This is a genomic window from Rhizobium sp. 05N49, from assembly GCF_056396805.1.
The window spans coordinates 13854-26567 of sequence record NZ_JBFTME010000014.1; the positions used below are offsets into that span (position 1 = coordinate 13854).

Annotated in this window: 17 protein-coding genes and 2 pseudogenes; 9 read left to right on the forward strand and 10 right to left on the reverse strand. The window is 62.6% G+C overall.

What is annotated here, in order from left to right; translation table 11 throughout:
- Positions 1-204 precede the first annotated feature (204 nt).
- Positions 205-417: a cold-shock protein gene (locus tag AC1DF8_RS24625; RefSeq protein ID WP_007818490.1), complete on the forward strand. Its 213-nt coding sequence runs from the start codon at positions 205-207 to the stop codon at positions 415-417.
- Between the two features lie 271 nt (positions 418-688).
- On the opposite strand, the gene AC1DF8_RS24630 is transcribed toward AC1DF8_RS24625, so the two are convergent.
- The gene (locus AC1DF8_RS24630) at positions 689-1069 is read right to left on the reverse strand and encodes a winged helix-turn-helix transcriptional regulator (protein WP_478155506.1); all 381 of its coding nucleotides are present in this window, start codon (positions 1067-1069) and stop codon (positions 689-691) included.
- A gap of 47 nt (positions 1070-1116) precedes the next feature.
- On the opposite strand from AC1DF8_RS24630, the pseudogene AC1DF8_RS24635 reads away from it, so the two are divergent.
- From AC1DF8_RS24635 to AC1DF8_RS24645, 3 genes and pseudogenes are all read left to right on the forward strand, one after another.
- Positions 1117-1428, forward strand: a pseudogene (locus AC1DF8_RS24635) (SDR family NAD(P)-dependent oxidoreductase); the annotation flags it as partial.
- Between the two features lie 52 nt (positions 1429-1480).
- A complete protein-coding gene (locus AC1DF8_RS24640; RefSeq protein ID WP_478155394.1) occupies positions 1481-1927 on the forward strand; it encodes an SDR family NAD(P)-dependent oxidoreductase in 447 nt (148 codons plus the stop codon).
- Positions 1928-2216: 289 nt separating this feature from the next.
- The gene (locus tag AC1DF8_RS24645) at positions 2217-2603 is read left to right on the forward strand and encodes a hypothetical protein (RefSeq protein WP_113015978.1); all 387 of its coding nucleotides are present in this window, start codon (positions 2217-2219) and stop codon (positions 2601-2603) included.
- Positions 2604-2609: 6 nt separating this feature from the next.
- Here AC1DF8_RS24645 and AC1DF8_RS24650 read toward each other — a convergent pair whose 3' ends face one another.
- The 5 genes from AC1DF8_RS24650 to AC1DF8_RS24670 all read right to left on the reverse strand — a co-directional run bounded on the left by AC1DF8_RS24650 (position 2610) and on the right by AC1DF8_RS24670 (position 5483).
- Positions 2610-2897, reverse strand: coding sequence for a hypothetical protein (locus AC1DF8_RS24650; protein ID WP_183878674.1), 288 nt, complete (start codon positions 2895-2897; stop codon positions 2610-2612).
- Between the two features lie 179 nt (positions 2898-3076).
- Complete coding sequence (locus tag AC1DF8_RS24655) at positions 3077-3394, reverse strand: hypothetical protein (protein WP_113015979.1); 318 nt, start codon at positions 3392-3394, stop codon at positions 3077-3079.
- Positions 3391-3582 (reverse strand): hypothetical protein, encoded by a 192-nt coding sequence (locus AC1DF8_RS24660; RefSeq protein ID WP_113015980.1) that lies wholly within the window; start codon positions 3580-3582, stop codon positions 3391-3393. Before AC1DF8_RS24660 ends, AC1DF8_RS24655 begins: the two co-directional genes overlap by 4 nt.
- Before the next feature lie 83 nt (positions 3583-3665).
- A complete protein-coding gene (locus tag AC1DF8_RS24665; RefSeq protein WP_478155395.1) occupies positions 3666-4220 on the reverse strand; it encodes an alpha/beta fold hydrolase in 555 nt (184 codons plus the stop codon).
- Between the two features lie 120 nt (positions 4221-4340).
- Complete coding sequence (locus AC1DF8_RS24670; protein WP_478155396.1) at positions 4341-5483, reverse strand: FAD-dependent oxidoreductase; 1143 nt, start codon at positions 5481-5483, stop codon at positions 4341-4343.
- Positions 5484-5560: 77 nt separating this feature from the next.
- On the opposite strand from AC1DF8_RS24670, the gene AC1DF8_RS24675 reads away from it, so the two are divergent.
- Positions 5561-6277, forward strand: coding sequence for a TetR/AcrR family transcriptional regulator (locus tag AC1DF8_RS24675; protein WP_478155397.1), 717 nt, complete (start codon positions 5561-5563; stop codon positions 6275-6277).
- 62 nt (positions 6278-6339) lie between these two features.
- Here AC1DF8_RS24675 and AC1DF8_RS24680 read toward each other — a convergent pair whose 3' ends face one another.
- The gene (locus AC1DF8_RS24680) at positions 6340-7527 is read right to left on the reverse strand and encodes an arabinose transporter (protein WP_478155398.1); all 1188 of its coding nucleotides are present in this window, start codon (positions 7525-7527) and stop codon (positions 6340-6342) included.
- Positions 7528-7820: 293 nt separating this feature from the next.
- Here AC1DF8_RS24680 and AC1DF8_RS24685 point away from each other — a divergent pair, with 293 nt between their 5' ends.
- Positions 7821-8297, forward strand: a complete 477-nt coding sequence (locus AC1DF8_RS24685) for a hypothetical protein (RefSeq protein ID WP_112971972.1) — start codon at positions 7821-7823, stop codon at positions 8295-8297.
- A gap of 55 nt (positions 8298-8352) precedes the next feature.
- Here AC1DF8_RS24685 and AC1DF8_RS24690 read toward each other — a convergent pair whose 3' ends face one another.
- Complete coding sequence (locus tag AC1DF8_RS24690; RefSeq protein WP_478155399.1) at positions 8353-9183, reverse strand: glycosyltransferase family 25 protein; 831 nt, start codon at positions 9181-9183, stop codon at positions 8353-8355.
- A 215-nt stretch (positions 9184-9398) separates the two neighbouring features.
- Here AC1DF8_RS24690 and AC1DF8_RS24695 point away from each other — a divergent pair, with 215 nt between their 5' ends.
- Positions 9399-9830 (forward strand): hypothetical protein, encoded by a 432-nt coding sequence (locus AC1DF8_RS24695; protein ID WP_112546706.1) that lies wholly within the window; start codon positions 9399-9401, stop codon positions 9828-9830.
- Between the two features lie 55 nt (positions 9831-9885).
- Here AC1DF8_RS24695 and AC1DF8_RS24700 read toward each other — a convergent pair.
- A pseudogene (locus AC1DF8_RS24700) lies at positions 9886-9987 on the reverse strand (IS5/IS1182 family transposase); the annotation flags it as partial.
- Between the two features lie 14 nt (positions 9988-10001).
- Positions 10002-10787 (reverse strand): YdcF family protein, encoded by a 786-nt coding sequence (locus tag AC1DF8_RS24705; RefSeq protein ID WP_478155400.1) that lies wholly within the window; start codon positions 10785-10787, stop codon positions 10002-10004.
- Between the two features lie 305 nt (positions 10788-11092).
- On the opposite strand from AC1DF8_RS24705, the gene AC1DF8_RS24710 reads away from it, so the two are divergent.
- Together AC1DF8_RS24710 and AC1DF8_RS24715 are read left to right on the forward strand one after the other, a co-directional pair.
- Positions 11093-12034, forward strand: coding sequence for an ABC transporter substrate-binding protein (locus AC1DF8_RS24710; protein ID WP_478155401.1), 942 nt, complete (start codon positions 11093-11095; stop codon positions 12032-12034).
- Positions 12031-12690, forward strand: a complete 660-nt coding sequence (locus AC1DF8_RS24715) for a L,D-transpeptidase (RefSeq protein ID WP_478155402.1) — start codon at positions 12031-12033, stop codon at positions 12688-12690. Before AC1DF8_RS24710 ends, AC1DF8_RS24715 begins: the two co-directional genes overlap by 4 nt.
- Positions 12691-12714: the final 24 nt, after the last annotated feature.

Here is a 12714-nt window from a genome sequence, read left to right on the forward strand (position 1 = left end):
TGGTAATGTCCGGCTGGAGCGCCAATTCCGGTTGGGCGGCATGGGTGACACCCATGTGCGTAGATGTTCTTTCCCCGTACGTGACGTCTCGACTGACCCTTCGCGTCCGGCTTCCAGGCCGAAACGCGAAAGCTAAAGCCGTCCGCCTCCCCACCGCCGGGGGTGCGGATAAACTAACTACCAATGGGAAAAGGACTATCCCCCATGGCCACCAAGGGCACCGTAAAATTCTTCAACCAGGACAAGGGTTTTGGTTTCATCACGCCGGAAGGCGGCGCGAAGGACGTTTTCGTCCACATCTCCGCTCTCCAGGCTTCTGGCATCCAGTCGCTCCGCGAAGGCCAGCAGGTTTCCTTCGACACCGAGCCGGATCGCATGGGCAAGGGCCCGAAGGCTGTCAACATCCAGGCCTTCTGATCTGATTCAGGTCTTTCTGCTTCGGCAGGCGACGGCGCTCCGCAAGGGGCGCCGTTTTTGTTTGCGGGTTCAAGGTTCGGATTCCAAAGACCCCTCCCCAACCCCTCCCCACAAGGGGGAGGGACTAACCCGAGGCGCCACCTCGCTCCTTCCAAAACGTCTGACATGTGGAAAGCGGGTGCGGCAAGGTAAGCCCCTCCCCCTTGTGGGGAGGGGTTGGGGCGGGGTCTTCAACCACCCGCACGAAGCCGCGTGATCTGAATGCGATCCGCTACCCTGCAGCAGAATAATCCCGCGAAAACTCCCGCGCCGCCATCAAGACCGGCATCAGCGCCCTGCCCGCCTGAGACAGCCGGTATTCCACGCGTGGCGGCTGCTCGCCGAAATCGCGCCGCTCGATCAGCCCGTCCTCTTCCATCTCCCGCAAGTGCTGTGTCAGCATCTTCTGAGAAATACCCGGCATGTCCCGCTTCAGCTGCAAGGTGCGTATCGAAGGCTCGTCAAAGAGCCGGAACAGGATCGGCAGTTTCCAGCGTCCGCTGATCATCTTCATGACCCGCGCCACATGCGCAACCGAGCCGTCAGGCCCGAGGCAGGCGGAGCGCTCTTCCTGGTCCATGGGCACTTTTAAGTGCGTAATTGTGTCGAGCATCATCCTGTTCTTCTGTGTTGCATCCACTCCAAGATAGGAACACGGCCATGGATTTGAAACTCGACGGCAGGACAGCGCTTGTTACCGGCAGCAGCAAGGGCATAGGCGAAGCGATCGCGCGAGGGCTCGCCCGCGAGAAGGCCACCGTGATCGTCCACGGCCGCGACAGGGGCGAGACGGAGCGTGTGGCGCGCGAGATCATTGCCGAAGGCGGGCGCGCCCATGCGGTCACCGGGGACCTTACCATCGACGACGAGGTGGAGGGACTAATCGCCGAGGCACGGGCGCTTGCCGGCCACATCGACATCCTCGTCAACAATGCCGGCGGTTCGGGCCAGCCGGAGGATTGGGCGGCAAGCCGTCCCGCCTCCTGGGCCGAAGCCTATGACCGCAATGTCCTGGCAGCCGTGAGTGGTCACCACAAGGCTGCTGCCCGAGATGCGCAAGGCAGGCTTCGGCCGCGTCATCAACATTTCCAGCCTCGCCGGCCTGATGCCGCCGGCCGGCAGGCCGGATTATTCCGCCTGCAAGGCTGCCATGACCGCCATGACCTCTTCCATGGCCAAGGCAGTGGCGACCGAAGGCGTGACCGTCAACACGATCTCGCCGGGCACGATCCGCAGCGCCCGCCTGGACGCCCGCTTCCGCGAGGTGGCCGCCGAGCGCGGCGTGGCTGCCGATGCCGCATGGGAGACGATCGAGCAGGTCGCGCTGCCGCTCTTCGCCGAAGTGCCGATGGGTCGCGTGGGCACGCTGGAGGAGATCGCCGACGCGGTCTCCTTCCTCGTCAGCCCGCGCGCCGGCTATATTACCGGGGTGAATCTCAGGGTGGATGGCGGGATGCTGCCGGCGATTTAGGGTGGGTGCGGCAGAAGACCCCGCCCTGTCCAACTGAAAGATGGGCGACAGATTGAACCGAAGATATGGGCATAGTTCCGGTGCTGTGGCGACGCAGTTTGCAGTGGGCGACACCGGCCCCGTGCCCTCCCCGACAGGCGCATCCTGCATCGTGAAGCGGGCAATCTGACGAGCCTCGGCCGGCCGACCGATAAAAGCGATTAGCCGCAAGCAGCATCGATGCTGGTTGTGATCGCGTGGCATCAGGCGCATCATTCCGGGAAGAGGATGAACGGAGAGGAGAGATAAGATGACCTGGTTCAAGGCATCAACGATGCTCGCTGCCGCCGTGGCCGTCCTGCCGGCCGGAATGGCTCTAGCGCAAACGATGACGAGCGTGGAGATCAAGGCGGCGCTGGAGGGAAATTCGATCAGCAACGAGAATGAGGTTCAGTACTTCAATCCGGACGGCACGGCGATCTACCAGAAAGGCAGCAAGAGAGCGAACGGACACTGGAGGATCGAAGGCGACAAATTCTGCTCCGACGTGATCACGGATGTCCGCCTTCTGGAGGCCGAAGACAAGCGCGAGGGATGGCAGTGTCACGCGGTCATAGGCGACAGCAAGCGTATTGGCTTCCTCGTTGAGAACCACGCAGATTCCTGGACGGTCTCCAAGGGCAGGAAGGTCGAGTAGCCTCATTCATTCTTCACCCAGATAGGTCCCGATATATTCGCCACGTTTCCAGAGCGTCGCACGCAGCCGGGCCTCGACCCCATCCGATGTCGCCGCCTGCAGAGACAGCATCTGGTCGGCGATCACCTCACCCCGCTGCAGGATCGCCTCGATGGCAGCCGCTTCCTCCACGGTATCGGCATAGTCGGGCATCGCTTTCAGCCGCAGTTCCGCAAACATTGCCGCTTCGTGCAGCTCGCTGCGGAGCAAGACGAGCTCCGTATCGTCGCTCCGTTGGAGCGGGCAGGCCTGCATGCAAAACTCCCTCTCTGGATATCGCTGCCGTCATAAGGTTGTATCCGCCAATGCGGACAACAATCAAGGAAATTATTCCTATCTTCGATCACGATCCATATCAGCGAGACTTTTTCGGAAGCTCGGGACGCTCGATAGCAAACAAAGACAGGGTGATGTTTCGCACCGGCACGCGGCGCTCAGGCCGCCTCGCTGTGGCGTTCCACGAGCTCGGCCCATTCCATTGCCGCGTGCCGGCCGAGCACCGTCTTGTCATTGCCGATAACGGCGGCGATGCGCCGGAAGAGTTCGTCGGCAAAGGGCGCGGGCCTGCCGGATTCGGCATTGCCGGTCGGGCGAAGTACCGTGCCCTCGGCAAGATGGATCATCTCAACGCTGAAGCCCTCATGATCGCCCGCAAGCTCGGCAGAGCCATAGAGCAGCAGGCCGTTATCGTTGCGGCCGAGAATGGGAATGACGAGTTCGTCGAAATCGAAGCGCAGGCTGAAGGGGTTCATCGAACAACGACCTCCTGCTGGATGCGCTCCGCACGGATGAGCTGCCGCTCATGGCGGCCGGCGAGCAGGACCACGAAGCCGGCGGCAAGAAAGAGGCCGGCCAGCGGCTGGATCATGCCGATGGCATGAGGGCGGCGACCGGCCTGCCCCGGCGCCTTATCTCTTGTTCCGGAATGCTCAGACAACATGCGCCAGCTCCTGCATCGGCTTTGATTTCAGCGAAGCAGGAGGATGCGATGGCAATGGTTGTCGGATGGAATGGGGCGGCCGCCTATGCGTCCAGCGAGACTATATCCTTGGCGACGTCGGCGAGATCGCTGTCGAGCTGATGATCGCGCCCCGGCAGCGCGCAGACGACCGCATCCGGGATCGCCCTGGCGTAGAGCTCGATATGGGCAAAGGGCACGGTATCGTCTTCGCTGCCGTGATAGATGAGCACGGGCAGGCCCTCCGGCAGGCTTTCGGAAAAGTCGTCGCACCCGACAATCTCATCGCTCTCCCACCCGCCCGCGCCCATGAAGGGCGGCGCAATGAGGATGACCGCACCCGGCTCGAATGTCGGCCAGTCCTCGGCAAGCGTATGCAGAAGCACAGTGCCGCCGAAGGAATGGCCGATCAGGATGGCGCCATCCTCAAGGGTTTGGAACTCGGCGACGATAGCAGCTTTCCAGGCCTTGTAATGCGGATCGCCCTCATCGGGCATGCGGGGATAGCGGATGGCGTAGGCATCGCCGAGTTCACGCGCCAGGCTGTCGACGAGCTTGTTGTCCCACTGGTCATGCGTGGTTTCGCCCGCACCCTGGATGAAGAGGATCTGTGTTGGCATGGAAGTGTCCCCCGATGTCGCCATCAGGGAGATGGGTCATCGCAGCGGCAGGACAAGATTGATGGCCTACACCGCGATGGCGTTTCTCCTTCGCTCAGGCAACCTGCCCGGACGTCGATCTCAGGAATTCGGGATTCCGAGAAGCTGCTGCTCGAAAGCCTCGACCAGCCCGTAGGGGGCCGTTTCGCCGAACAGAAGCATGGTGAGCTTGGAAGCCTCCACTGCCGCTGTCGTACTGCGCGCGAAGAGCTCCCTTTCATATGCAAGCAGTGCTGCCTCGATATCGCCAGACGATGCCGCGATGGACTTGCCGAGTTCGGCGCCGTCATAGATCGCGAGATTGGCGCCTTCTCCTGACGGCACCATCAGATGCGCGGCATCGCCGAGAAGGGTCACGCCGGGAACCCGGCTCCATCGATGCGTCTCCGGCAGCGTGTGGATGATACGTGGCACCGGCCCCACGTCGCATCCGGTGATCAGCGCCGTCAGCGATGGAGCCCAGCCGTTGAATTCCGCGGCAATGCGGCTTGCGGCAGCTGCCCGCTCGGAGACGTCGATGCTCTCGACCCACGCCTTCGGCCTTCGCAGGGCGATATAGGCGTGAAGAACCCCGTCCGGCTCGCGATGCGCCATGATGCCCTTGCCGGGCGCGAGCGCGAACATGGAGCCGCCGCCAACAGCCTGCGCGCTGTCGGAGTGACGGACATCGGCATCGTTGAGCCATGTCTCGAAGAAAACCAGCCCGCTATAGGTCGGCGTCGCATCCGTCAGGAGCGGCCGCACTTTCGACCAGGCGCCATCGGCGCCGATCAGCAGATCGGTCGTCGCAAGCTGCCCGTCAGCGAATATGAGTTCGTGCCGTCCATCCCCAAGGGATCGCGCCGACGAGAGCTTGTGGCCCCAGTGCACCGCATCCTCCGGCAGAGACTCCAGGAGAATGCGCCTCAGTTCGCCTCGCTGCACTTCGGGACGCCCGCCCTTCCCGTCATCGGGATTGTCCATGAGGAGCGTCCCGTCCTTGTCGAAGAAGCGGGATTGCTGTCCGCCGGGATGGATAAGGTCGAGGAACTGTTCGTAAAGGCCTGCATCCTTCAGGCCGAGCTGGCCGTTGAAATCGTGGATGTCGAGCATGCCGCCCTGCGATCTCGCCTCGGGAGAGGCATCGCCTTCATAGACCGCAGCGCGGATGCCGTTGATGTGAAGGACCCGCGCAAGGACGAGGCCGCCGAGGCCGGCACCGATGATGGCAATCGGAATATGCATGTCAGTTCTCCGGAATTATTTAAAATGGAATGTCATTCCATAGTTGGAATGTCGTTCCATCCATGTCAAGGTGAGGCATGAGAAAACCCGATGGAAAGCGAAGACAGGATTCACTGACGAGGGAACGCGTCGTCGATGCGTCCATCGCCATCCTCGACGAGGGTGGGGAAAAGGGGCTGACCTTCCAGGCCCTTGCGAAAAGACTGAAGACAGGCGCCGGCGCGATCTACTGGCATGTCGAAAACAAGAGCGACCTCCTCGTGGCGGCCTCCGACGCGATCGTTATCAACGTGATCGCCGCGCGTTCGGCCGGCGGATCTCCCGCAGATAAGATCCGCGCCCTCGCCCTCGACCTGTTCGACGCGCTGGACGAGCGGCCGTGGCTCGGCTCGGCCTTGGCGCAGGCACCAGGATCGATGCCGACAATCCGCATCCTCGAGCATCTCGGCCGGCAGGTTCGGGCGATGGGCGTGCCGCATGACGATGAATGGACGGTTGTGGCCGCACTTCTGAACTATGTGCTCGGCGTGGGGGGCCAGAACGCGGCCAATGCCGAGATGGCGCGAATGCAGCATCTCGAGCGCGACGCATTCCTCGGCGAGATCGCGCTGAGACTATCGGCCCTCGATCCCAAGGATTTCCCCTTCGTGCAGAGCATCGCCCCGAAAGTGCCTGACCATGACGACCGCGCCGACTTCCTGACCGGTATCGACCTCTTTCTTGATGGCATAGCGCGAAGGATCGCCGGCAGCCTCACGGTTTCGGAAAGCGCGGCAGGGAAAGAACAGCCGTAACAGGCGAGAGATGATGGAGGCGAGGAAACATCCTCGCCTCCATCAACGGAGAGGCCGCCACGTCACCCTGCAGTGACCGCCTTGCTTCTCCGCAACACCACAGCGACGACAAACCCGCAGATTGCCGTCATTCCGCCGACCAGAAACACGCTGCCATAACCAGCCCGGTCCGCCAGCACGCCGGCGAGCGGCCCGGTCAGTCCGTAGGCGAGATCCTGAAAGGCCGAGAAGCCGCCGAGCGCCGTGCCGCGCAGATGCGGGGCCACGAGATGCACGACCTCTCGCCCCATGGCGGGAAAGATCATCGAGCAACCGAGGCCGGTCATGAAGGCGCCGATGAGCGCCACAGTGGGATCGGCCGCCGTCCAGATCAGCAACTGCCCCATCGCCTCGACCGCAAGCGAAACCACGGCCACCGCAAGCCCGCCGTAACGATCCGGCAGGTGGCCGAAGACGAGGCGCACCAGCACGAAGCCGCAGCCGAAGGCAGTCAGTCCGAGGCCGGCATGATCCCAGCCGAGATCGCGGAAATAGAGGGTGAAGAAGGACCCGATCGCCGCAAAGCCCATGCCCTGCAGGCAGACGATCAGCCCATGCAGCCAGATGCGGCCGATGACGGCGGCAAGCGGCGGCCGCTCCCTGTCCGGATGGGCGGCGACGGCCGGCACGCTGCGGATTGCCGCAAGCCCCAGCAGGGGCAGCGCGGCGCCGACGGCCATCGTCCCGGCAAAGCCGAGATTATCGAGGAGCAGCAGGCCGAGCGGCCCGCCAAGCCCGAGTGCGCCATAGATCGCCGCGCCAATGAGCGCCAGCACCCGGCCGGAGCGCTGCGGCCCGACAAGCCCGATGCCCCAGGCAATGACGCCGACGGCGACAAGGCTTTCGCCAAGCCCGATCAACAGCCGCCCGGCAACGAGAATGGCGAAGGCCGTAACCGGGTTCTGCAGCGACAGCCCCGCGGCAAGCGAGATCAGCGCACCCGCGACATAGAAGGCGAGCCCGCGCTGCACGGCGACCTTGGTGCCCCTGCTATCCGCCAGCCCGCCGGCATAACCGCGGGTAAGGATGGTGGCGAGAAAGGCAATGCCGACGCCGAGACCCGCCCAGCCATTGCTCAGGCCGAGCGCACCCGTCACGAAGACCGGCACCACGGGAAGCGCGATCGCGACGCAGAGATAGGAGATGAAAAGGATCGCGGTCAGCAGGTAAAGCCTGGCCTGCTCGCGATCACTGGTAAGACGGAAAGCCATGAAAACCTCCTGGCTGTTCCCTCGTCGACGGGCACAAAAAAACGCACTCCGACCGGCGAGGATCGATAAGTGCGTTGCTTGACGTCAAACGCTTACGGCCAGAGGACTGGCATGGGCCGGGAGATACGGGATATGTGGAGAAGTGTCAACGGTGGCGCTCGGGTAGTCGCAGGCGAAACAATGCCCGGCTCGCGAACGACGCGCATCTGTCGGGCTGGAAGAATCCCGTAACTTATGCACTATTCCGCAGAGCCCGCGCGCTGCCGAAGCCGTGCACAAACTGTTGGAATCCAATGATTAAAGATCTCGCGCAACTTCTGCACTTCGACTCCGAACAGCAACTCTCTACCCTGAATCCCGTCCCCGACAGCGTTGTCACGGAAATCGCCGCACGCCACCCCGGCATTTCCCAACAATATCTCGAGTTCCTGCGTGCAGTCGGAACCGGCGAAACGGCAAGAGGCATGTATGTCTACCAGCCCGACCCCGCATCGTCAGTCAAGCAGCATACATCCTATCAGCTTTACAACTCCCCTGCCTATGCTTCGCTCTTCGGCCCACGTAAAAGCGATCCCATTCCCGCCGATGCGGTGGCAGTGGCCGACGCCGGCGCCTCTTGGCGCTATTGCCTTTGCCCCTCTCTCGGGGAAGGTGTTTTCTGCCTCGATATGGCGGGTCCCACATTCGACAAAGAACATGACGACTTCTTCACTTTCGTCGCCACGAATGTGATCATCAACACGCTGGCGGAGGATGCCTCGCCGCATTGACGGGGCAAGCCCCGATCAAAACGCCGGACATTTGCGCCACTGGTTCAATCAGCTCCTACCCGACCACCGGCACCAGCAGCAGCCCCAGCTGGGCCGATTTCACCACGGCCTCGTTGAACCGTGAGCGATCGACGAGAACATCCCGCTTCTTCCCCCACAACAGGCCGGCAATGAGGTTTCTCGCCTTGATGCCTTCGAGTTCCATCCGGCGCGCGAACCTGCGTATCTTGCTGAGCGGCAGGAAGACCAGGTCCTTTTCCGGGCGCACGAAATCGGCGCTTTCGGCCTCGGTTTCCAGAAACCGTTGCTGGATGACCGGCGCCGGCTCGATCTGGTAGGCGGCGAGCCAGGAGCAGTGCCAGAAATGCGCGTCGATCAGCGAATAGGTGGTGGTTTCGGAGAGCATGCGCTTTGCCGCCTCGGGGCCGATGACATAGCCTGCCAGCCCTACCCGGTTCTGATAGACGCGGGTCGCGCCAAAACCGCCGGCCTCATCCTGCCACGCGCGCTTGCGGTTGAGGATATGACGCCGCGGGGCGAATTCGAGGTCGTAGACGGTGTTCCATGGCTCGTTGCGCGCTTCGATATTGGCAAGAACGGCCGCGATATCGTCTGACAGCACCGCATCGTCTTCGAGGATGAGTGTTTTCGCACCATGCTCGATCACTGTTTGCCAGGCCTTGCGGTGGGAGTGGAAGCAGGCGATGTCCTGCCGCCGCGTCGGGCTCGGCCAGTTGCTGGCGGCCGTCTGGCAATCCTCGTCCGACAGGTCCGCCGCCTCGAATGCATCGAGAAACTCGTAGGAAAGGCCAAGTGCGGCCATCTGCCGGATCTGGAAGCTCCGCCGAACCTCCTCCGCCTTCCTGCTGATGATCAATATTCTCAAGAGAGCTCCCTGGCGCCCGATACTGCCCCGCGCAAACATATAGCCATGTTCCGATGCGAGCAAAAGTGCGGAATTCGCCAGGGTCCGGACTCATGGCAGGCCGGCGGTGAGGCAGACCGCAACCCATCGCCCGGAAGATCCAAAGGGGCGAATTGCTGGGGGAAGAGATAGCGAGTAGAATCCGGGAGGTTAATTCGACCATAGGGAGTGGGCCAATGAGCAGACTGTTAATCCTGTCAGCCAGTGCCATCCTGGCACTAACGTCCGTGGCGTCCGCTGCGCCGGCTATGCAACCGCTAAAGATTTCCAAGGAATGCAGCCAGTACACCGGCGAGACCCCGAGCTTCTGCACCATTACGGAATCGAACCTCGCGGCGATCCCGGCAGGCACAAAGATCCTATACTATGGGCCGGTGACCGGCAGTCCCCTTTTCGGCAGCAGCACGGCTGTTATTGCCGTCGGAAACGGAGACACGGCGGTCGGATACTGCGTCACCTACGACACCGCCAGCCCGATGCAGGGAACCTGTGCGTTCCATGCCGGCAGCGGAACGCTTGCCGGGTTCCAGGCGGTCGTCAAGGTCACGGTCGACGACAAGCAGATCTATCACTGGGACGGGGGCTACCTACTTGGCGCCGCCAAGTGAGAGCGAAGGAAATCCTGCTCTCGTTCGGCTGTTTGCCGTGAATTCATACCCCGAGTCATAACCAGCCGGTGACAGTGGCGGCGCCACAGACGGCTGCAAGGAAGCTCGTCGCTGATCGATCGTACCGGGTCGCTATTCGGCGGAAGTCTTGCCGTCGAAAACCGCGTGCCCTCACTGCGGATAAAGCGTCGAGACGCGCCCGGCGAAATAATAGGCGACGATGCCGATCCATTCCCGGATGCCCGTCGTCAACAGGTCGACATTGTCAATCGGATGGCCGACGGACAGCGTCAGGCCCTCTTCACCGGTCGTGCGGTAATCTGCGGACCAGGGTGTGACGTCCATGCCGAGATTGCGGAAGATTGCCACTGCCCGTGGCATGTGGAAACCCGATGTCACGAGCAGGCAGTGGTTGAGGTTCAGCCGCTGCAGGATCACCCTTGTATTGATGGCGTTCTCATAGGTATCGCGCGACTGGGTGTCATATTCGACGCGAGCCGGATCGATATGGAAATCGTCGAACATCCTGCGGATGACGTCCGCTTCCTTGACGTAGCCGCCGAGAAGACTGCCATCGCCGCCGGACATGATGACCTTGGCATCGGGATAGACACCGGCCAGCCGCACCGTTTCGATATAGCGGTCAGCCGCATCATCCAGGTTGTAACCGCCGCGCACGCCGTCGACCTTTGTCGCGATCCCGCCGCCAAGCAGGACAATGCAGGCGACATCGGCAGGTGCGGCCGGCCGCGGAAAACGATCCTCCAGCTCCTGCACGATCAGCGCACCTGATGTGGTGTAAAAGCTCACGAAGATGAGGACCAGCGACAGGAGCCCGGCCGCGATGGCGGAGCGCCGGAAGGAAAAGAACATCAGGAGCACGCTGAGCGCCATCAGGAGGAAGAAGATCGTCACCGGCTGGGAAACGATCCAGAAAATCTTGGCGAAAACAAACATGGGCGTGCTGGGGTCCTGCTGAAACGCGGCCACGAAACCTTATTCGCGGATTCGGGGCAAGTCCGGTTTTTCGTGTGAGGCCGCAGTGGCTGAGGAAAGTCTGTGCAGAGCGCAGCGGCGACCCGAGACCCTCCCCGCTTCGCGGTTCAACTCCTGAATTTACGCCGGAGTTTACCGTAACGTACTTCCCCGGCATGTGCACAATGTGCTTAGGACTCGGGCCTGCTGGGGAGCGGAAACGGAGGGTTTCTTTGAGACATCGTCAGAGGGAAAATCCGCAACGGCAGCGCTTTCGGGCGAGAGCCATGCTTGCCGTGACGGCATCGATCTTCATCGCTTCCGGCTCGGCGCACGCCGCCCAGGCAGCCGATCTCGTCATCGCCGTGCCCAACTGGCCGTCCGGCCAGGCGACCGCCAACATTCTCAAGGTTGCGATCGGCAAGACATTTGGCCTTGAGGCCGACCTGCGCGAGATGGGCGAGCTCAATGCCTTTGCCGGTCTCGAGAGCGGCGAGCTCGACATCCACCCGGAGGTCTGGCGGCCGAACCTCGATGCGGCGATCGAAAAATATGTCGATGACAAGAAGGCGGTAGTTCTGGCAAAACGCGCCGTTGCCGCCTGGCAGGGCCTCTGCGCCACCGAGGACGCCGAAAAGGCCGGCATCAAGAGTGTCAAGGACCTCTCGGACCCTGAAAAGGGCGCCCTGCTCGACACTGATGGTGATGGCCGCGGCGAGCTTTGGATTGGTGCGCCGACCTGGACCTCGGCAAGCATCGAGCGGGTACGCGCCCTGAGCTACGGCTACGCCAAGAACCTGGCGCTGGTGGAAGCGGAAGAGGATGTCGGCATGGCCGCCGTCGATGCCGCCGTCGCCACCGGCCGGCCGATGGTCTTTGCCTGCTACGCGCCGCACAACGTCTTCGAGCTGCACAAGGTGATACGGCTGCAGGAACCGGCCTATGATCCCGCAGAATGGAAGATCGCACCCGGCAGCGATCCTCTCTGGATCGAGCATTCGAAGGCCGATGTCGCCTGGCCGCCATCGGAATTCCACATCGCCTGGTCGGCATCCTTCGGTCAGAAACATGCCGATGTCGCCGCCTTCCTGCAAAAGGTCGACCTGACGCCGCAGGAAGTGACCATGATGACCTACGCGCTGCAGGTGGAGCGCACACCGCCTGCCGCCTATGCGGAAAAATGGGTGGCCGACAATGCCGCCCGCATCCAGGGATGGGCAAAGCCATGAGCCGGACATTGCAAAAAGCCGCCCTCGCCGCGCTCGCGCTTAGTTTCGCCGCCTGTGTCGCCCTTGCTGCCGGCACGCAGATCTACGATCCCAAGACGCGGCAATGGGTCGATTACGACAAGAACACCGCCCGCAAATACTTCGCCCGCAACAAACAGGTTCCGGATGCCTTCCGCCGGCAGGTCGTGACCTTCCGCACGGCGGAGGAGCCGGGCACGATCATCATCGACGGCAACCAGCATTTTCTCTATCTCGTGCAGCCCGGCGGCCAGGCGATACGCTACGGCATCGGGGTCGGGCGCGAAGGCTTCGGCTGGGCCGGCATCGTGCGCGTCGGGCGCACAGCCGAATGGCCGACCTGGACCCCGCCCGCCGAAATGGTGGCCCGCGATCCGAACGCCGCCAAATGGGCGGCCGGCCAGCCAGGCGGCCCGGACAACCCGCTCGGCGCCCGCGCCCTCTATCTCTATGCCGGCGACGCCGACACGATCTACCGCATCCACGGAACGCCGGAATCCTGGTCGATCGGCCTCGACGTATCCTCAGGCTGCATTCGCATGAACAATGACGACATCATCGACCTGCACTCACGGATCAAGGTCGGCGCCAAGGTCATCGTCCTGATGCAGGGCGCAGCCCTCTACAAGGGCGTCTGACGGTGGATGGCATCAGAGCGTGAG